Genomic DNA, 19,291 nt, shown 5'->3' with positions numbered 1-19,291 from the left:
CTGAGGTCCGGGTATAGGCAGTGTGTTCCCGGAACGATGAGGACTAATGATGGATATGACGACTGTGGACACCGCTAAGGCAGCCGTTGCGCTTCGCCTGAATGACAAGGCCCCTGGCTTCTCGGCGCGCTCGACAAGCGGAGAGGTATCTCTGTCCGATTATCGCGGTCGGTGGGTGATGTTCTTCTCACATCCCGCGGACTTCACGTCAGTCTGCACGAGCGAGTTCATCGCGCTGGCCAAGGCGCACCCTCAATTTGCGAAGCTGAACTGTGATCTTCTCGGCCTGTCCGTCGACAGCCTCTACTCTCACGTCGCATGGCTGCGCGATATCGAGCGCAGCTTCGGTGTCCGGGTCGGCTTTCCATTGATCGAGGATTCAGCGATGGTTATCGCGAAGGCTTACGGGATGCTGGATGCTTCCTCTGAAAACAGCGGTACGGTTCGTGCCACTTTTGTGATCGACCCTGAAGGTATTATCCGAGCGATCGTCTGGTATCCGATGAACGTGGGGAGGTCGGTCGAAGAGCTTTTGCGGCTGGTGGAAGCGCTGCAGACATCGCAACGTGAATGTGCCCTGACGCCGGAAGGCTGGCATCCCGGCGATGCGCTCGTCGAGCCAGCGGCTTCTTCGATGCAGGATGCGGAGCAGATGGCTGAAGGTCAGTCCTGGTATTACCGGGAGCGCCGCGCATGATTGGCGTCCAATCCTCACTTGGAGCAATGCAGGAAAAGGCAGCCGAGGCTGCAGACTTCATGCGCTTGTTTAGTACGCCCAGCCGCCTGATGCTGCTCTGCCATATCGCGCAGAAGGAGAGGTCCGTCGGTGAGATCCAGGGAGACCTGGATTTCAAGCAGCCGGCGCTATCGCAGCAGCTTGGTGAACTGCGTCAGGCCGGCGTTGTGCAGACGCGGCGAGAATCGCGGCAAATCTACTACTCGATCGCCGATGATCGCGTTGCAGCCGTTATGGAGATGCTGATGCGGGTGTTTTGCAATGTCGGGGACAACCAAACTTCTCCCCGAATCGAGGCTCGGACTTTGCCTGCGGGAGAAAGGCCGGGTGCCCCGGAAGGCTTTGTCGGCGAGATGGCGCGTTGGGCACGGCTGGAAAAGGCCGATTGAGGCGTGAACTCGCGCCAGCCTCGCTAGGGCCGTGGAATCGCAGACGTGTCAGTCGAATGATGTCATCAAATTTGGAAACCTGTTGGGGAGGATAAAATGAAAAATGTTGGTTCGGTGGATCGCGCGGTCCGTGTCATTCTAGGTCTGTGCCTGGTGGCTCTGCCGTTCGTAACCCCATGGCTGGCGTCCTGGGGCAACTGGCAATTCGTTGTACCGGCCGTCGGTGTCGTCATGATTTTGACTGCTGTCATTCGCTTTTGCCCCGCCTACACCTTGTTGGGTTTGAATACCTGCAAATTGCGCTGAGCGCACATTAACTGCTCATTCGGCATCAGTGCTCCAGTTTCATTGGAAACACCTTAACTCGGTGTCCAAGAAACCGGCAGCAGGCCACCAGTACCACTTCATAACCCAGCTCTCCATAAAGGTTGAAGGCGCAAGAGAGGTGGCTCGGTTTGTCTGAACAGTTTCGGGCGTTTTGCTAAGTGGATTTCCGCCTCGATTATGCCGCCATCATCATTGGTGCCAGCGCGTTGAAGTAGGCCTAATCCGGCGTCTGCCGGTCAAGGGATGAATGTGGGCGTCGGGTGTTGTAAAAGCTCAGATAGCGGCCGATGCCGACGCGGGCCTCAGACACCGTCTTGTAGGCGTGGAGGTAGACCTCCTCGTATTTGATCGACCGCCAGAGCCGCTCGACGAAGACGTTGTCGCGCCATGCACCCTTGCCATCCGTCGAGATGGCGATCTCAGCTTTCTTCAGCACCGCCGTGAAGTCCACCGAGGTAAACTGCGAGCCCTGATCCGTGTTGAAGATTTCCGGCTTGCCATAGCGGGCGAGCGCCTCCTCGACCGCTTCGATGCAGAAGGCCGCTTCCATCGTGATCGACAGCCGCCACGACAGGACCTTCCGGCTGAACCAGTCGACAACGGCGCAGAGGTAAACGAAGCCCCGCGCCATCGGAATATAACTGATGTCCATTGCCCAGACCTGGTTGGGTCGGGTGACCGCCAGCTTGCGCAGGAGGTAGGGATAAATCTTGTGCCCTGGCGCTGGTTTGGAGGTGTTCGGGCGGCGGTAGATCGCCTCGATGCCCATCTTCTTCATCAGCGTGGCGACGTGCAATCGCCCGACCTCCAACCCTTCTCCCCTCAAGAGCCCTTGCAACATCCGACTTCCGGCAAAGGGGTAGTCGAGATGCAGTTCGTCGATCCGCCGCATCAAGGCCAGATCGCCATCGGACACTGGACGCGGTAGATAATAGACGCTTCCACGGCTGAAGCCGAGAAGCTTCGCCTGGCGCACGACGGATAGCTTGTGCTCGCGGTCGATCATTTCTTTCCGCCCAGCAATCCCGCCTTGCCGAGCGCACCGGACAAAAAATCGTTCTCCAGTGTCAGTTCGCCGATCTTAGCATGCAGCGTTTTAACGTCCACGGTCGGGCCTGCCGGTTCAGCCTTGGCTTCATCGCCGAAAACGCCCGTCGCCCCCTCAAGGAGCTGATCTTTCCACTGTTTGATCTGGTTGGCGTGCACATCGAACTGCTGGGATAATTCCACCAGCGTCTGCTCACCTCGGATGGCGGCAAGTGCCACCTTCGCCTTGAAAGCCGGGCTGTGGTTCCGGCGCGGTCGTCTCGTCATGGTAACTCCTGTTCCCGGCATCTAAGCCGAAGTCAGGCGGAAATCCCACTTATCCCCGCTGTGCAGATTTCCCGAGCCAGCTCTGGGGACGGTTGGGACGACCTGTTTTCGAGGCGTGACAATCTTTGAAGTACCTTTTCCGAAGCTACTTCCACACACTGGAGTTGCCTTAGCGCGGCTCCTATATTTCCGGCGTTGTAGCATCGTACTAGCTCAATGCCGTGTTGATGGACACTGCAATGGGGTTCGTCCAGTTCTAAGAAATCGCTATCTTGTCCAATATCGGATGTGCGCGCATTGGAGTACCATTTCCCAAGCCTACAGTTAGTGTGGTCAGTCAACTCGCTTTGTGAAAGCTTATCACGACCAACCAGCGTATTAGCTAATCGCCGCTTCCAGACAGCGTGATCGGATTGTGCCAACAAAATTACTTTCGCTGGTATGTCTTGGTCGTCAAGAGCAGCCAAACGACGATCAAGCCCTTCTTGCGCAACCTCTACCACGTCCATGATCCGATTAAGCTGGCTGGTCGCGTTGTTCCCGCTACTAGCGATCCCGCTGATACCAGTTGCGACACTTGAAGATGCGGATTTTTGCTCCAACAGCGCAACTGCAATCTGAGAAGCACTCGCAGTGCTTGTTCTTACTTGATCAAGAGCAAGCTCGAGCCGAGCTTCAAGCTGATTAAGGGTGATCGATCCGGAACTTGCCGACGATCTGCTGCGATCCATCGCGCTGTTCATTGCGGAAAGACCTTGCTCAAGTTCCATCACAATTTTGGTGATCTCAGATGTCGCAGTAGCGGTGCGATCCGAGAGTGCTTTTACCTCGGATGCAACCACAGCAAAGCCGCGGCCCGTTTCACCAGCGCGTGCCGCCTCTACCGCAGCATTGATGGCCAGCATATTGGTTTGGGATGCGATCTTTTTGATGTTCGCTGCAATCTCCGAAATCCTTGCGCCAAGCATATGGATTGTAGTGACCTTACCGCTTGCTTCACCCAGAACGACATTTATTTCCTCAACACTGTTTCGGCTTTCCTGCGCAGCTTGTCTTGCCTCGCCGCAGACGGATTCTGCCTGACGCATGCCGTTGGAAATTTCCTCCCCGTGACGTGCTATTTCATCGACTGTAACTGCCATCTGCTCGGCGGCCGCAGCAATTTCCTGTGTCCGGTGATCAACTTGCTTCAAGTCATACAATAGGTTCGCAGACATAGCAGCCGTCTCATTCAGGTTAACCGAGACTTTAACGACATCCTTCATCTGCAGGGCTTCGCGTGACTGACAATGGGCAATCAATTCCTCAATCGCGTGATCTAGATCGGAAGATCCGAACGGCCTGACGTTGAAGTTGCCCTGCATCACAGCCTTAATGCAATCGACAAGATATTGATGGCTGTTGTCAGAATTTATGTTCGTCTGCACTTGAAACCCAGACATCGATTTGTTCCCCCTGCTCGGCAGCGTTCAGAAGTGCCGTTGGTGTAAGATGGTCTAGAAATCGTAAGAAATAATTAATGTTATATTAATTCGTTCGTCCTGCTTGGTAACTGGCATTGGCGAAAGACGCATTAGCGCAACGCCGCTTTAGCATATGCGTCGCTAAGACTATCTCGGACGAAAAGTAGTTCGTCGAGGCCGCAATTGCCCTTAGTCAAATCATGCAGAGTGACCATGTCCAGTTCGTGATAGAACGCTTCAACGGCTCGAGAAACAAAGCTTTTAAGCCGGCAGGAGGCGGTTAGCGGACAGGTGTTGGTGTCAGGCGAAAAGCACTCCGCGAAGGGCACACCCGCCTCGAAGACCCTGAAAACCTCGCCTATCGAAATTTTAGCCGGCGCGCGGGCCAAGCGAAGTCCGCCGTTGCGGCCGCGGATCGTCTCGACAAAACCATGGGCCTGCAGAGCCCCGACGACTAGCAGAAGATGATTGAGAGAGGCATTACAGGCATCGGCAATCTCAACACTGCGCAGCGTTCTGCCGTCGTTGATCGCGCAAGCCATCAGCACACGTGCTGCCAAATTGGTTTTAGTGGTGAGCCGCATCTGTGCCATTTCCTCGGGAGTTACGTCCTGAAAGTATACAGCGCCGATTTGCAGTCCTTGATTTAGATCACAGTCGGAGAGCAAAATCTGCTTTAAGTCGCATCTGAGATTAAAGTTTGAGTACTTTCATGGCCCCTCCTTCCCAACGAACTTCCGACCTTTCTGTGTTTCTCAGCCCGGGCCAGGACCGAGGACATCGTGCTGCCATGCTCTCGGTGCTGTCAGGGTTGATCTGGCCCATGCAGGCAGCCGTCGTCGCCTGGGCTATTGGCGACCTACTGGTAGGCGACGCGTCATCGCCGCTCGTTGCCGCATTAAGCTTTGCCGGGCTTGGCCTTCTCCGTGCCGTGCTGGGATACTTGGCGGATTTGAATGCCCAAGCAGCCGCAGAAGCCGTTATCGCAAAAAAGCGGGCGGAGTTGGTCGCGACTGAGGCAAGCCGCGCCAATGACAGCACATTCGGCGGCGCAGGCAGCATTGCTGCGTTGGCGAGCGAGAAGCTCGAACTGCTGGGCCCTTACGTCTCCCGCTATGGCCCAGCCCGGGCAAGGGTGTTGGTATTGCCGATCGTCATTCTGGCGCTGGCGTTCTGGCATTCCTGGGCAGTTGGGATTGTGCTTCTGATTTCCGGGCCATCAATCCCTTTGTTCATGGCTCTGGTTGGAATGGCTGCCAAAAAGGCCAGTGCGCGCCAGATGATCGAAATTGGGACACTGAACGATTTCCTCGTGGAGCGGCTGTCTGCCCTGGTCGACATTCGCTTGCTAGGTGCCGGCCCTAACGTGCTTGAGGGCTTTTCGAAGCAGGCGGGCGACCTGCGGCGGCGCACGGTCGGCGTGCTCGGGGTGGCTTTTCTCTCCTCGACGGTTCTCGAACTGTTTGCGGCCATCGGCGTTGCCATGGTGGCCGTGTATGTCGGCTTCTCGCTTCTGGGCTCATTGCAGTTCGGTACCTGGGGAGCGCCTCTGACACCGGAAGCCGGGATCTTCCTGCTTCTGCTGGCACCAGAATTCTATCAGCCCCTACGCGACTTGTCGGCCGCATGGCATGACAAGCAGGCGGCCATGGCAGTGGTAGACGAATTTGCGGCCTATTCTTCCGAGCGGCATGCACGGCTTCCGGGCGCGGGCGCCATTGCAGCGCGACTGCCTGGACCTGCGCGTGTGGCCTTGCATGGCTGCTGCACGCCGGCAGGCAAACAGCTCCCCGACATCGCAATTGCCGATGGAGAACGTGTCGCGCTGGTGGGACGAAGCGGCTCGGGTAAGACCAGCGCTCTACGGCTGATGGCGGGTCTGGAATTGCCAAGGCATGGATCTGTCACCGTCGCTGATCAGCCTTTAACGACCGAAAACGCCGACAGTTGGCGCGCCCGGTTGGGGTGGATGCCGCAGGCGCCACACTTTCTAGGGAGCAGCCTGTGCCAGAATCTTACTCTTGGTCGCGGCGGTGACGTTAGGGCCGCTCTCGAAACCGCTGCAGTAGCGGATGTTGCCGATGCCTTGCCGCAGGGGCTCAGGACGCGGCTCGGAGAAACAGGCGCGGGACTTTCGGGTGGAGAAGCCCGCAGGCTCACTCTTGCCCGGGCAGTCCATGGAGCCCCAGACCTGCTTCTGGCGGACGAGCCGACGGCAGACTTGGATGCAGAAACTGCTCGCATGGTCACCGAAGGGCTTCTGGCGCAGGCGGCGCTAGGTGTAACCCTTATCATCGCGACCCACGACCAAACCTTAGCTGCGCGAATGGATCGGGTCATCGATCTGGGGGATGTGACGTGAAGCCGCTCTTTGACATCTTTCGGCTGATCCTGCGCGAGCAGCAGACTGCCATGCTGCGCGGGGCAGCTCTCAGCCTTCTCGTGATCATCATGGGAGTTACCGTTCTGGGGCTCTCGGGCTGGTTTATCACAGCAGCTGCCGCTGCAGGTCTTGTGGGAGCAGGGGCGGTGTTCGACGTGTTTCGTCCCTCGGCCATGGTTCGCTTCCTCGCGCTTGGTCGTGCGGCGGCGCGCTACGGAGAGCGAATGCTGACCCATGATGCTACTTTGCGTGCTTTGGAAACACTTCGTATTAGATTTCTCGCTGGCCTTCTGACCAGCAGCTATAATCGCATGATACACATGCGGGGCGCTCAGACACTCAACAGGCTGACTGGTGATATAGATGCGCTGGACGGGGTCGCACTGCGATTGGTTCTTCCGCTGCTGGCGGGTGTCTCAGCTCAGATCGTGGCGCTAGTTGCGCTGTGGCTTCTTGTTTCCCCCTTGGTCGCGCTGTGGGTTTTCGTTGGCTATATTATCGGCTCGGGACTGGCCTTCGGATGGGGCGCCCGCGCGACGACGCGAATGTCACGCCGGGCTGAACTCGCGGCTCAGGCTTTCCGTTCGCGTTTGATCGACATGATCCGGGCCCGACGGGATCTTGCGGTCTACGGCTTCCTGGATTCACAGAGGCGCGCGGTCGACGATGCTGAGTTCCGACGCCTGCAGCATCGCCGGCGGCTCGACAGAGCCGAGCGCCGTGCAGGTGCCCTGTTGGCCGTTGTAACATCCATCGTTGCGGCCGGTGCCCTGGGCATTGGCATGATGCTGGTGCAGTCGGGGGAGATCGAGCCCGCTTTCGCCGCCCTCGGTTTCTTTGCCGCGTTTGCCCTTTCGGAAACCCTTGCACCTTTGCGCCGTGCTGCAGCGGATTTCGGTCGCATGGCCGACGCCGCTCGCCGGGTCGGAGGCGATCTGACCCGGCCCGTTTCATTTCTGACTGACGGGGATCCGGTGTTTGAAAACTCTGCGTTGCGCCTGGAACGACTTGTGCTCCATCGACCCGATGGAGCACAGCCTCTGATGCGGGAAACGTCGTTTTCAGTGGCGGCCGGTGAGACTGTGGCGATCACCGGGGCCAGCGGGACGGGAAAATCGACTTTGCTGCTGGCAATTGCCGGTCTCCATCCCGTAGCGGCCGGCGAGATCATCTTGGGTGGGCGAGCAATTGCCGATTGGCCGGAGATTGTCCTTCGTCGCCACGTCACCCTATTGCCCCAGCGCAGCAGCCTCATGGCAGGGACTTTCGCCGAGGCGCTGGAGCTTGCAGGGCCGGTCGCGGAAGCTCGTTTGTGGGACGTTCTAGCAGTGACGCAGCTCGATCACATCGTGCGAGAGCGCGGCGGGCCCTCAGCCCGCATAGGTCCGCGGGGAGATGGCCTATCCGGTGGGGAAGCCCGCCGCCTCGTCCTGGCGCGGGCATTGTTGCGATCTCCGCGCGTCCTGCTGCTGGATGAGCCGACAGAAGGGCTCGACGACGCCACTGCCTATGCTGTTCTTCTGGGTATCCGGCGTATCCTACCGGATGCGGCCATTTTGATTGCTGCGCATCGGCGGATCGAGACCGAATTCGCGGGGCGGATCGTGGCTTTAGAAAAAAGTCATATCAAGAATACCGGTTATTGATCTGAGTCAAAGCTCCCGGGCGCGAAATACGCGATTCATATACCAACTCGAATATGTATCGCGCGGAATTCACCCCGAAAACTGGAGCCAAATCTATGGAATTCGGTATCGTCGAGCTGTCACGGCTGCAGTTTGCTATGACCGCCATGTATCACTTCCTCTTCGTGCCGCTGACCTTGGGTCTTTCGATCCTGGTCGCGATCATGGAGACGGTCTATGTCATGACCAGCCGCCCCATCTGGCGACAGATGACCAAGTTCTGGGGCACCCTGTTCGGGATCAATTTTGTTCTCGGCGTCGCGACCGGCATCACGATGGAGTTTCAGTTCGGCATGAACTGGAGCTATTACAGCCATTATGTCGGCGACATCTTCGGTGCGCCGCTCGCAATCGAAGGCCTGATGGCCTTCTTCCTTGAGGCGACCTTCGTCGGGCTGTTCTTCTTCGGCTGGGACAAGTTGAGCAAGGTCGCGCATCTGACGGTGGCCTGGCTGGTCGCCATCGGCTCGAACTTCTCGGCCTTGTGGATCCTGATCGCCAATGGCTGGATGCAGAACCCGGTGGGTGCGGAGTTCAATCCGCAGACCATGCGCATGGAAATGACCGACTTCTTCGCCGTGCTATTCAACGAGGTCGCACAGGCCAAGTTTGTGCATACCGTCTCTGCAGGCTACGTTACGGCTGCGGTTTTCGTGATCGGCGTGTCGGCCTGGTATCTGCTGAAGGATCGTCATGTTGAATTGGCCAGACGGTCTATCACCGTTGCTGCAGCCTTTGGCCTTGCATCGGCTTTCTCGGTGGTTCTGCTTGGCGACGAGTCCGGATATTCTGCAACCCACAGCCAGAAGATGAAGCTGGCTGCCATCGAGGCCATGTGGGAAACCCATGAAGCCCCGGCACCGTTCAATCTGGTCGGCTTCCCCAACCAGGATGCCCGTGACACCCACTATGCGATCGAAATTCCGTGGGCGATGGGCCTGATTGGAACGCGCTCGCTGACGACCGAGATTCCCGGCATCAACGATCTCGTGGCACAGGCCGAAAGCCGCATTCGCAGTGGCATTATCGCCTATGACGCACTGATGCATATCCGCGAGAAGCGCGACGCAGCCGATCCGGCCATCAAGGCGACGTTTGAAAGTCATTCCGCCGATCTGGGCTTCGCGTTCCTCTTGAAGAAATATGTCGAGGATCCAAGGCAGGCGACGGAAGAGCAGATCGTTGCTGCCTCCAATGACACCGTGCCGACTGTTTGGCCGCTGTTTTGGGCCTTCCGGATCATGGTCGGGCTCGGCTTCGGCTTCATCGCCACCATGGCCTATTTCTTTTACCGCGCCTCGTTCAAGGGCATGAACTATCCGAGTCCGGCCCTCTGGCTCGCGGTTATCATGATCCCGGCCCCCTGGATCGCAGCCGAGATGGGGTGGTTCGTCGCCGAATTCGGTCGCCAGCCCTGGACGGTTGACGGAGTGCTGCCGACAGCCATGTCCGTCAGTGCCCTTTCGATCACCGAGGTCGCGCTGACGTTGGCCGGGTTTATCACCTTCTACACGATCCTCTTCGTCATCGAGATGGGGCTGATGCTCAAATACATCCGCAAGGGCCCGTTCCAGGATGTACCAGAAACCGATGCCTGGGTTGTGCGTCACAATGAACGGCTTGCTGGCCGGCACAATGCCGACGCCATAGCCATGCCAGCGGAGTAATCGCCATGATCCTGCATGAATTGCTGAGTTACGAAATTCTGCGTGTCCTTTGGTGGGTGCTGCTCGGGGTGTTGCTCATCGGGTTTGCCTTGACAGACGGGTTCGATATGGGCGTCGGAGCTTTACTGCCCTTCGTTGGAAAGACCGATCTTGAGCGCCGCGTGGCAATTAATACGGTGGGCCCCGTGTGGGAGGGTAACCAGGTCTGGTTCATCCTCGGCGGCGGTGCGATCTTTGCTGCCTGGCCGCCGCTCTATGCTGTCAGCTTCTCGGGCTTCTACCTCGCCATGTTCGTGGTGTTGGCGGCCTTCATCGTTCGTCCGGTGGCATTCAAATACCGCTCGAAACGGGATGACCCGCGCTGGCGCACCGCTTGGGACTGGGCGCTCTTTGCTTCTGGCGCCGTACCTGCCCTTCTGTTCGGCGTCGCCGTCGGCAACGTGATCCAGGGCGTACCGTTTCATTTCACCGATGACCTGCATTCGATCTATGAAGGCGCTTGGTACTTGAAGTTCATCGGCCTTCTCGATCCGTTCTCGATCCTGGCCGGCGTGGTGTCGCTGTCAATGCTCATCATGCATGGGGGAGCTTGGCTGACGCTGAAGGCTGATGGTGTGGTGCAGAGCCGTGCACGCAGCATCGGCTCGGTCGCTGCACTGGTTGCAGTCGCTGCCTATGCTCTGGCTGGCCTTTGGATGGCGGTGGGCATTGAGGGCTATCGTATCGTCGGCGACTACGTCACCGGCGGCCCGTCCAATCCGTTGCATTTCGAAGTGGAAAAAACCGCCACCTGGCTGGCCGCCTATACAGACCGTCCATGGATTGCGATTGCCCCGGTCATGGGCATCTTGGGTGGTGTGCTGACCTTCCTCGGCCTGCGCGCAGGCCGGGAAGTCTCCACGCTTCTCTTCTCGAAGATGGCGATCCTCGGCGTGATTTCTTCGGTTGGCCTGACGATGTTCCCTTTCATCATGCCTTCCTCGTCCGACCCGCAATCGTCGCTGACGGTGTGGAATAGCTCTTCGTCCCATCTGACGCTGTTCATCATGCTGGTGGTGACCGTGATCTTCATGCCGCTGATCCTGATGTACACGGCGTGGGTCTACAAGGTTCTCTGGGGCAAGGTCACCGAAGCCGACGTCACCGACAACTCGCACTCGGTCTACTAACGGGCGGTCCCTTCGCCCCAAGGAACAAAGGCTGCACCGGGCCACAATGTTCGGTCAACCAGCCCAACCAGATAGGATTGAATCGATGAAACGACCTCTTTCGCTTTGCACTGCGGCCACTCTGGCCGGATTGGCCGCAGGCCCGGCGCTGGCTGCTCCACTGCCAGAGGCCGCCCAGACGGCGGTGTTGCGCGCCCTTGACGACGAATACAACGCCGAGGCCGTCTATGCCGCAACACTCGCCGCATTTGGCGATGTGCGGCCATTCTCGAATATTATCAAGGCCGAGCGCAAGCATCAGGCCGCCCTGCTGGATCTGATGAAAACCTATGGCATGGCCGCCCCCGCCAACGGGTACCTCACGGGTGACAAACCGCATGAGGCACTGCCCGCTACCTTGCAAGAGGTTTGCGCAGTTGGCGTTGCCGCCGAAATTGAGAATGCTCGCTTGTATGACGAAGACCTGCTTCCTGCGGTGATGCGTTATCCTGACATAACACGCGTGTTTACCGCTTTGCGGGATGCCTCGATTAACAACCACCTTCCGGCGTTTCAGCGCTGCGCCGCCGGAGGCGGGCAGGGCAAAGGCAAAGGGAATGGTCAGTCCAAAGGCTGATCCCGGATCGGCCGACAGGTCGCGAATTAGAAAGGACTGAAACATGTGGTACTTCGCCTGGATCCTCGGCCTCCCTCTGGCGGCCATCTTTGCGGTCATGAATGCTATGTGGCTGGAGATGAAAGAGGATGAAAAGAAATTGAATCACAACGGTTCCTGACCGGGCATCCGGACGAACCTCATCTCATGTGATTGCTTTGCGGCAAGGCGAGTATTCCATCGCCTTGCCGCAGCATCTCCCACTCCCGACACGGACTGAACCGATGACGACTGCAGATACCCACCCTGCCGCAACGATGCGGATTGCGCATTACCCTGTCACGTCCTTTGCCGTGGGGATGGGTATGATGGGGCTAACCCTCGCCATCCGGGCGGCGGAACACGCATATTCATTGAACACTATCGCTTCCACCGGGGTGTTGATGCTGGCGGTGGTCATGCTTGTGGCCGTGGCTATGGGTTATTCTGCAAAGGTTCTCAAACACTTTGCCGAAGTAAAGGCAGAGTGGAACCATCCCGTGCGGATCGCCTTCTTTCCAGCAATATCGATTTCGCTTCTCTTGCTGTCGGCTGCGTTGTTTGAGCGGATGCCAGATGTTGCACATCTCGTCTGGCTGTCGGCCACTGCGCTACAGGGTGTTCTGGCGCTGTCGGTGATCGGTGCCTGGATCGGGCATCGTCCTTTCCAACAAGGGCAATTGACGCCGGCATGGTTCATTCCAGCGGTCGGCAATGTCATCGTGCCCCTCGCAGGTGCCAGGCTCGGTTACATAGAGGTGTCCTGGCTGTTCTTCTCCGGCGGGCTCATCTTCTGGCTGGTGCTCCTGACGCTTGTCATGAACCGCCTGATGTTTCACGATCCCTTGCCGGGCCGGATGGTGCCGACGCTGATGATCCTGGTCGCGCCGCCCGCCGTGGCCTTCACCGCATGGCTGAGGTTGACCGGAGAAGTCAGCCATTTCGGGCATTTCCTCCTGTCGGTCGCCTATGTATTCGCGCTCCTTGTGACGACCCAATTGCCAAAGTTCCGGACCATGCCCTTCGCACTTTCCTGGTGGGCACTCTCCTTCCCCCTCGCGGCCCTGTCGATCGCAAGCTTCGGCTATGCCCAAGCCATAGGCTCGGACGCCCATCGTTACATCGGATTGGGACTTCTTGCGCTTCTGATGGCCGTCGTTGTCGGGCTGATCGCACGGACGGCACTTGCCATCAGGGCCGGCGCGATCTGCGTGCCCGAGTGAAACGTCTGCCCGAACTGCGACGGTACCATCGATGTGGCCGATAGCTGGTCGGGAATGCTTGACGAGCGATCCGTAACACATTGCAGTTTTTGCGTGTGTTTGATCTTTAATCCTGGCCGGCAAACCCGTGGCACGGATACGACACACCTCGGAGGAGAAATCATGGAATTAATAGGTCTACCGACTTCCCGCCGCGCCTTGCTCGGTGTCGGTGTGGCGGGCTTGGCTGCTGCAACAGTTGGCTTTCCGGCGCGCGCTGCCCGGATTGCGACGAAAGCCCGCATTGTCATCATCGGAGCGGGGGCTGCAGGCACGGCTCTCGCCAATCATCTGGTGTCACGGCTCGATGGTGCCCGGATCACGATCGTCGATGCGCGCGCCGAGCATCTTTATCAGCCCGGTCTCTCGCTGGTTGGCTGCGGGTTTGAAGCCTGCTAGCTATACACTGTCAAAAACCACTGACTGGCTACCGGACGGTATTACCCTGATCGCTGAGCACGCGGCTCAGATCGACCCGGTCGCGAAAACTGTTGCAACCACGGGCGGGCAGATCGTGCCTTATGATTTTCTGGTCGTCGCACCCGGGCTCGTGCTGGACCATGATGCCATCGAGGGTTTCTCACTGGATCTCGTCGGCCAGAACGGTATCGGCGCATTGTATGCAGGACCTGAATATGCGGCTCGAACCTGGCAGGCAGCATCGGAATTCACCGAGAAAGGCGGCATCGGTCTTTTCACGCGGCCAGCTACCGAGATGAAATGCGCGGGCGCACCGCTCAAGCACACGTTTTTGATCGAAGACATTGCCAGCCGCAGCGGCGCGGCCGGAAAATACGAGATGTACTACGCCGCTCCGCAGCAGGCGCTGTTTTCCGTGCCGATCGTGCATGAAAAAGTTCGCATGTTGTTTGAAGAGCGTGGAATCACCTCGCATTTCGGTCACAGGCTGAAATCCATTGAGCCAGGCACGAAACGCGCGACTTTCGTGGAAACGAAACTCGACCCCATCACCAAGGTTGAAATGCAGTCTGAAGTCGAGATGCCTTACGACTATCTGCATGTGATCCCGCCGCAGCGTGCACCTGATGTCATTCGGCAGTCCGGTCTGTCCTGGGCGGACAAATGGACCGATCAGGGTTGGGTCGAGGTCGACATGAAAACCCTGCGTCATCTGCGCTATCCCGAGATCTTTGCCCTGGGCGATGTGGCCGGTGTGCCGAAGGGAAAAACGGCTGCCTCGGTCAAGTGGATGGTGCCTGTCGTCGAAGACCATCTGGTCGCGGCCATAGAGGGGCGCGAGGGCGCTGCGGTCTATGACGGATATACCTCTTGCCCCCTGATCACCCGGGTGGGTCGCGCCATGCTGGTCGAGTTCGACTACCACAACATTCTGGTCCCCTCGTTTCCGGACGTCATAGCACCGCTGGAGGAGCTATGGATCAGCTGGCTCATGAAAGAGGTGGCCATCAAGGCGACCTATAATGCAATGCTGCGCGGCAAGGCCTGAGGAGGACGCCATGAAAGAACTGACATTCGAAACCCTCATCGCCGTGTTCGAAGAGATCTTCAGCCCCGGCCTGTTCTGGGCCATGGTCGTCGCCGCGATCGTCGTGACACTGGCTTATCTATATGTCCTGATCCGCGATCGATCGATGTCGATGCGCAAGTTCCTCCTCGCGCAACTCGCCATGCCCTTTGGTGCAGTTGCGGCCGTCGTCTTCGTGCAATCTGTGACAAATTCCCATCTGCGCGACATCGGTGGGCCTGTCGACGTTATCGTGCTGTTGGGTGTGGCCGCCATGGGGGCTGTGGGAGCGGCGATCCTGGTCTACACGGCCCAGTCTCTGTTTTTCAGAACGAAGAGCCTGAGCCAGTGAAGCCGGGCTGGAGCCAGTATCTTTGATGAATGACGCAGAGCAGAGGCGCTGGAACAGTCGCTTCGATACCGATGACTATGTGTTTGGTGAGGCCCCCAACGCGTTTCTGCGGACCCATGCTCCCGCCCCTAACAGAGGGCGGGCGCTATGCGTTGCAGACGGCGAGGGTCGCAATGGCTTATGGTTGGCGGAACAAGGCTGGCAGGTCGTATCACTGGATTTCTCGGCTGTCGCCCAGCGCAAAGCCGAAGGACTGGCGATCCGTCGCGGTGTATCAATCGAATTGGTGCATGCGGATGTTCACGCGTGGCAGTATCCGGTGGCCGCGTATGACCTGGTGGTGGATATCTTCAGCCAGTTCAGCTCGCCTGATCAACGAGCCCGGAAATGGGCCGCCATGAAAACGGCTCTAAGACCTGGGGGGCATCTCGTAGTTCAGGGATATACACCCGAACAATTGCGTCATCGAACCGGTGGGCCAGGTGATCCGGCGCAGCTTTATACGCGAGAAATGCTGCTGTCCGCCTTTGGAGAATTTGAAATCCTCAAGATCGTCGAAGAAGAAGTCATCCTTGACGAGGGATCAGGGCATAGCGGGCCGTCCGCTGTTATCGGACTGGTGGCCCGCAAGGGCTGACCGGCTTGGGGACCTCCCGCAATGGTACGTGGGTCTAGTAGAAGCCGATTTCGCGGACGCTGATTCCGCATCGTGGTTGCGTCCATAAGCGGCTATCGCGATCGATGTCAGGCTGCTTGCGCGCGGAATGTTGCGCAAGATCGGTCCAGACGCTTTGAACTCAGTAAGGGGAAGTCGCACCTCGGTCCAAGTCCGCGTCACATCAAATCCGGCCTGATAGAATTGCCAGGGCAAGATCGTGCCTCCTGTGCGCAGGTGCACGAAGTATCGCTGATCGTTGCCACGGACAATCAAACGTATGCCGACTGTGTTCTCCGGCGGAGTGTCCTGCAGTTTCAACCGGATCTGAATGAAGCCGCCACGGTTATCGGTGCTTACGCGGCCTGTCATCTGTGCATACGCATGCCCGTCTTCGCTGACGAATTGGACCCGTCCCGATGAAACGCCGCCCATGACGGTGTCTGCGAAAAAGCGCCAGCGAGTTTCGGGTTGCAGCTTGAAATCGTCTATCAACATCTCACCCGCCAGCGCCGGTGTGTAAGCCAACAGTATCAGCGTGATCACTGCCGCAAGCCCAATTTTGAAACGCATCAGGTTGTCCTATATCCTCCCTGCAGACGGAAGCGAAGTCACACCTCACGTCTCAGGTTTACGCGCGACGATGTAGGGGTTTTGCGGATACTTGCCGAAGATCCGCTCGTCTGTGATTTCAAAACCAGCATCTATAATCGACTGCCGAAGCTCAGGGATACTGTGCGGCTTGACCGCAGGAAATAGGCCTGCGAACTGCAGCGCACGAAACAGAAGACGAAACTTGAACTTCAGGTCGGCGAAACACCAGGTTTTCGAGATAAGCAGACCGCCAGGTTTCATATTGGCGAATATCTGCGCCAAGGTGGCTGGTTGGTTTTCCACCAGATGCAGAACGTTGAAGGCGCAGATGACGTCGAACGGACCACCATCATAGGCATTCTCAGCGTCCGCAATCTTGAAGGTCTGATTGGCGCCCGCAGGTTTATCCTGAGCGATCTTGATCATCTCAGCCGAGAAATCTGTCGCTGTCCAATGTGACACATGGGGCGCAAGCCGGATTGCCGTGCCGCCGGTACCACAGCCGAGCTCAAGGACGTGATCTCCTGGTTTGAGACGTGACGCGACATCGCCGATCATGGCGTCATAGGCTGCCATGTCTTTCAGCGGGCGCGCTGCATAGCGCCCGGCGATTCGGTTCCAGAATTTCTGCTGCTTAGACAAAGACATTTCCAAACCTTCCATCAGAGCGGCAGGATTGCAGCACTGCTTTTGTAGAGTACATAAAATGCAACGATGATGATCAGCACAGCGAAAATTCGATTGAGGAGATTTCGCTTTGTCGACAGACGAGTTGCCAGCAGCATGCCGCCGAAGCCGCCGATTACGCCGCCACCGATGAACTCCGCAGCGACCGCCCAGTCGATCAGGCCCGAGGCTGCGTAGTTGAGCGCAGTGGCGAGGCCGAATGTGCCGACGGCGGGAAGCGACGACCCGACCGCGTTGATCATCGGCATGCCGGTCGCGAGCATCAGGCCCGGCACGATCAGGAACCCTCCGCCAATTCCGAAGAAGCCGGATGCTGCTCCTGCCGCTATGGCAACAGCCGCCGTTTTCCAGCATGTCAGGCCATCTATCTTGACGACGTCTGACGCTATGGTCCTCCGGGGCCGGAGCATCAGGGCTGCAACGACCAGCATCAGCAGACCAAACAGGAAAAGCAGCTTGTGCCCGTCGAATGCTTTCCCGAGTGTTGAGCCGGCGAGTGCACCTACCGTCCCGGTAGCGGCAAAAACAAACGCGCAACGCCACCAGACATGCCCTTTGCGGGCATGGCCGATGAGGTTGACATAGGCATTGACCGATACGGCAAGAGCACCGGTGCCGATGGCGATATGCGGCTGCGAGATGCCAACCGCGTAGAGCAACAGAGGTGTCGCCAGAATGGAGCCCCGGCCCCGATCAGTCCAAGCGTAAAGCCCACGAGACCGCCCGAACCGATCGCCGTCAGAGCCTGGGTGACCAGATCGTTCATTCCCACGCAGCCCCTGCGAGTGCATCCAGCGGGATCTTCAGATAGCGCTTGCCGTTCGCTTCCGGTTCTGGGAGGCGTCCTCCACGGATGTTGACCTGTAGTGCATGCAGGATCAGCTTTGGCATGGGAAGGGTTTTGTCGCGAGCGTCGCGCAGCGCGACGAAGGCTGCCTCGTCCTTGCCGGCGATATGCGGATTGCTACGCTTCTGTTCGGCGACAGTGCTCGCCCAGAGGGGTTCACGCCCGTCCGGCTGATAGTCGTGCCCTGTGAACAGGCGCGTCTCGTCGGGCAGTGACAGGATCTCTTCAATCGAGGCCCAGAGCCGCTTTGCACTCCCGCCGGGAAAATCGGCGCGCGCCGTGCCGCTGTCTGGCATGAACAGTGTATCATGCACAAAGGCTGCGTCGCCGATCACATAGGTGATCGAGGCAAGCGTGTGGCCGGGCGAGAAGAGGACGCGGCCATTGAGATCACCCACCGAGAAGGTGTCGCCGGCTTCGAACAAGCGGTCCCACTGCGAGCCATCGGTTGGTAGATCCGGCCAGTTGTAGATGTCCTTCCAGAGCTTTTGTACCTCAACCACACGCGCGCCTATCGCGGTCGGCGCGCCGGTCTTGTCCTTGAGATACCGGGCGGCGGAAAAGTGGTCTGCATGGGGATGGGTGTCGAGGATCCACTCGACGCTGAGGCGCTTTTCCCCGATGTAATCCAGGATCGCATCGGCATTGCGGGTTGCGGTTGCGCCCGACTTTTCGTCATAGTCGAGCACCGGGTCGATGATTGCGCATGTTCCAGTTGCCGGATCGCTGACCACATATTGGATGCTGAATGTTTGCGCGTCGAAAAAGCCTTTTACATCGGGCTTTGCAGTCATCTTGGGTACCCTCGTTAATCTCAGTCGTTGGGCATTGCGGTTTGTTCGCGGTCTGACCGACGCGCCTCAAGTGGGCGCGTAGGTCGATCGGCTGTCGGCACCGTCTAGGATGCAGGATCGCTGAGGGGGGTCAGGCAAGTTCCTTCACGGTGAAGTACCAGTCTGTGGTCTCCAGGCCTTCCGCGAGTCTCTTCTCGACTTCAGCCATCGTCTTCGGCGAGCCGACAATGACTTTCTCGCCAGGTTGCCATGCCTCCGGCGTTGCAACGCCATGGGTAAGACTCGTCTGCAGGGCTCTGACCAGGCGAAGGACTTCGGGAACGCTTCGACCATTTGTCATCGGGTAATAGATCATTGCGCGCAGGATCCCCTTATCATCAATGATGAACGTGGCGCGCACGGCCGATGTGTCGGACGCTCCGGGATGGATCATGCCATAGGCAGTTGCCACCTTCATCGAGAGGTCTTCGATGATTGGGAAGGTAATTTCGACGCCGAACTTCTCGTTGATGTTCTGCACCCAGGCGAGATGGGAGTAAATGCTGTCGATCGAGAGACCGAGCAGCTCGCAGTTGATTGCCTTAAAGTCTTCCGATGCGTTTGCGAAGCCAATGAATTCGGTGGTGCAAACCGGGGTGAAGTCTGCTGGATGGGAAAAGAGTACGAGCCACTTGCCCTTGTAGTCAGCGAGGCTGCGGTCGCCATGGGTGGTCTTTGCGGAAAAGGCCGGCGCCGCTTCGTTGATGCGCGGCATCGTTGTCGATGGTCCCCCCGACATGGTAGTAGTAGCGGGTGCGACAGCTGGTACCGTTTGCATGGCAGCGATTGGGGCGGTGTCTGAGCAGCT

At 58.3% G+C, this 19,291-nt stretch carries 20 protein-coding genes and 2 pseudogenes; 14 read left to right on the top strand and 8 right to left on the bottom strand.

Annotation, left to right across the window (positions count from 1 at the left end):
• The first annotated feature begins 46 nt into the window (after positions 1-46).
• From QO005_RS19125 to QO005_RS19115, 3 genes are all read left to right on the top strand, one after another.
• The gene (locus QO005_RS19125; RefSeq protein WP_307159657.1) at positions 47-697 is read left to right on the top strand and encodes a peroxiredoxin; all 651 of its coding nucleotides are present in this window, start codon (positions 47-49) and stop codon (positions 695-697) included.
• Positions 694-1,125 carry an ArsR/SmtB family transcription factor gene (locus tag QO005_RS19120; RefSeq protein ID WP_307159656.1) on the top strand — a complete coding sequence of 144 codons (432 nt, stop codon included), beginning with the start codon at positions 694-696 and terminating at the stop codon, positions 1,123-1,125. The genes QO005_RS19125 and QO005_RS19120 overlap by 4 nt, the downstream gene beginning before the upstream one ends.
• 96 nt (positions 1,126-1,221) lie before the next feature.
• Positions 1,222-1,431 carry a YgaP family membrane protein gene (locus QO005_RS19115; RefSeq protein ID WP_307159655.1) on the top strand — a complete coding sequence of 70 codons (210 nt, stop codon included), beginning with the start codon at positions 1,222-1,224 and terminating at the stop codon, positions 1,429-1,431.
• 238 nt (positions 1,432-1,669) lie between these two features.
• On the opposite strand, the gene QO005_RS19110 is transcribed toward QO005_RS19115, so the two are convergent.
• The 3 genes from QO005_RS19110 to QO005_RS19100 form a co-directional block, all read right to left on the bottom strand.
• Positions 1,670-2,766, bottom strand: a protein-coding gene (locus QO005_RS19110; protein ID WP_307159654.1) for an IS3 family transposase whose coding sequence is annotated in 2 segments (ribosomal slippage) — positions 1,670-2,508 and positions 2,508-2,766 — 1,098 coding nt in all. Because the reading frame shifts where the segments join, the coding sequence is not laid out codon by codon here.
• Positions 2,767-2,798: 32 nt separating this feature from the next.
• Entirely contained in the window at positions 2,799-4,208 is a 1,410-nt protein-coding gene (locus tag QO005_RS19105) for a methyl-accepting chemotaxis protein (protein ID WP_307159653.1), read from the bottom strand.
• A 131-nt stretch (positions 4,209-4,339) separates the two neighbouring features.
• Complete coding sequence (locus tag QO005_RS19100) at positions 4,340-4,813, bottom strand: RrF2 family transcriptional regulator (RefSeq protein ID WP_307159652.1); 474 nt, start codon at positions 4,811-4,813, stop codon at positions 4,340-4,342.
• Positions 4,814-5,019: 206 nt separating this feature from the next.
• Between QO005_RS19100 and QO005_RS19095 the strand changes: the two genes are divergently transcribed.
• From QO005_RS19095 to QO005_RS19050, 11 genes are all read left to right on the top strand, one after another.
• Positions 5,020-6,591, top strand: coding sequence for an ABC transporter ATP-binding protein/permease (locus QO005_RS19095; protein WP_307159651.1), 1,572 nt, complete (start codon positions 5,020-5,022; stop codon positions 6,589-6,591).
• Positions 6,588-8,258, top strand: coding sequence for an amino acid ABC transporter ATP-binding/permease protein (locus QO005_RS19090; RefSeq protein WP_307159650.1), 1,671 nt, complete (start codon positions 6,588-6,590; stop codon positions 8,256-8,258). The genes QO005_RS19095 and QO005_RS19090 overlap by 4 nt, the downstream gene beginning before the upstream one ends.
• A 95-nt stretch (positions 8,259-8,353) precedes the next feature.
• Positions 8,354-9,964, top strand: coding sequence for a cytochrome ubiquinol oxidase subunit I (locus tag QO005_RS19085; protein WP_307159649.1), 1,611 nt, complete (start codon positions 8,354-8,356; stop codon positions 9,962-9,964).
• 5 nt (positions 9,965-9,969) lie between these two features.
• Complete coding sequence (gene cydB, locus QO005_RS19080; RefSeq protein WP_307159648.1) at positions 9,970-11,133, top strand: cytochrome d ubiquinol oxidase subunit II; 1,164 nt, start codon at positions 9,970-9,972, stop codon at positions 11,131-11,133.
• 85 nt (positions 11,134-11,218) lie between these two features.
• Positions 11,219-11,749 carry a ferritin-like domain-containing protein gene (locus QO005_RS19075; RefSeq protein WP_307159647.1) on the top strand — a complete coding sequence of 177 codons (531 nt, stop codon included), beginning with the start codon at positions 11,219-11,221 and terminating at the stop codon, positions 11,747-11,749.
• Between the two features lie 43 nt (positions 11,750-11,792).
• A complete protein-coding gene (cydX, locus tag QO005_RS19070) occupies positions 11,793-11,909 on the top strand; it encodes a cytochrome bd-I oxidase subunit CydX (RefSeq protein ID WP_307159646.1) in 117 nt (38 codons plus the stop codon).
• A gap of 103 nt (positions 11,910-12,012) precedes the next feature.
• Positions 12,013-12,990 (top strand): SLAC1 anion channel family protein, encoded by a 978-nt coding sequence (locus QO005_RS19065; RefSeq protein WP_307159645.1) that lies wholly within the window; start codon positions 12,013-12,015, stop codon positions 12,988-12,990.
• Positions 12,991-13,152: 162 nt separating this feature from the next.
• The gene (locus QO005_RS24290) at positions 13,153-13,428 is read left to right on the top strand and encodes an FAD/NAD(P)-binding protein (RefSeq protein WP_503128570.1); all 276 of its coding nucleotides are present in this window, start codon (positions 13,153-13,155) and stop codon (positions 13,426-13,428) included.
• Complete coding sequence (locus QO005_RS19060) at positions 13,361-14,497, top strand: NAD(P)/FAD-dependent oxidoreductase (RefSeq protein WP_503128569.1); 1,137 nt, start codon at positions 13,361-13,363, stop codon at positions 14,495-14,497. The genes QO005_RS24290 and QO005_RS19060 overlap by 68 nt, the downstream gene beginning before the upstream one ends.
• Before the next feature lie 10 nt (positions 14,498-14,507).
• A complete protein-coding gene (locus QO005_RS19055) occupies positions 14,508-14,867 on the top strand; it encodes a DUF5368 domain-containing protein (RefSeq protein ID WP_307159644.1) in 360 nt (119 codons plus the stop codon).
• Between the two features lie 25 nt (positions 14,868-14,892).
• On the top strand, positions 14,893-15,504 hold the full coding sequence (locus tag QO005_RS19050) for a class I SAM-dependent methyltransferase (protein WP_307159643.1): 612 nt from the start codon (positions 14,893-14,895) through the stop codon (positions 15,502-15,504).
• Here QO005_RS19050 and QO005_RS19045 read toward each other — a convergent pair.
• From QO005_RS19045 to QO005_RS19025, 5 genes and pseudogenes are all read right to left on the bottom strand, one after another.
• Positions 15,451-16,095, bottom strand: coding sequence for a CIA30 family protein (locus QO005_RS19045; RefSeq protein WP_307159642.1), 645 nt, complete (start codon positions 16,093-16,095; stop codon positions 15,451-15,453). The two genes, QO005_RS19050 and QO005_RS19045, sit on opposite strands and share 54 nt — an antisense overlap.
• Positions 16,096-16,140: 45 nt before the next feature.
• Complete coding sequence (locus QO005_RS19040) at positions 16,141-16,779, bottom strand: class I SAM-dependent methyltransferase (RefSeq protein ID WP_307159641.1); 639 nt, start codon at positions 16,777-16,779, stop codon at positions 16,141-16,143.
• Positions 16,779-17,569 (bottom strand): annotated as a pseudogene (locus QO005_RS19035) (sulfite exporter TauE/SafE family protein). The gene QO005_RS19040 and the pseudogene QO005_RS19035 overlap by 1 nt, the downstream one beginning before the upstream one ends.
• A pseudogene (locus QO005_RS19030) lies at positions 17,566-18,435 on the bottom strand (MBL fold metallo-hydrolase); the annotation flags it as partial. The pseudogenes QO005_RS19030 and QO005_RS19035, both read right to left, overlap by 4 nt.
• A gap of 139 nt (positions 18,436-18,574) precedes the next feature.
• Positions 18,575-19,198, bottom strand: a complete 624-nt coding sequence (locus QO005_RS19025) for a peroxiredoxin (protein ID WP_370878114.1) — start codon at positions 19,196-19,198, stop codon at positions 18,575-18,577.
• Between the last annotated feature and the right edge of the window lie 93 nt (positions 19,199-19,291).

It is taken from the genome of Allorhizobium paknamense (assembly GCF_030815125.1).
In the GTDB taxonomy this organism is placed as follows: domain Bacteria; phylum Pseudomonadota; class Alphaproteobacteria; order Rhizobiales; family Rhizobiaceae; genus Allorhizobium; species Allorhizobium paknamense.
The sequence above is the reverse complement of the archived record's forward strand: the minus strand, read 5'-3'. Positions and strand labels throughout refer to the sequence as shown.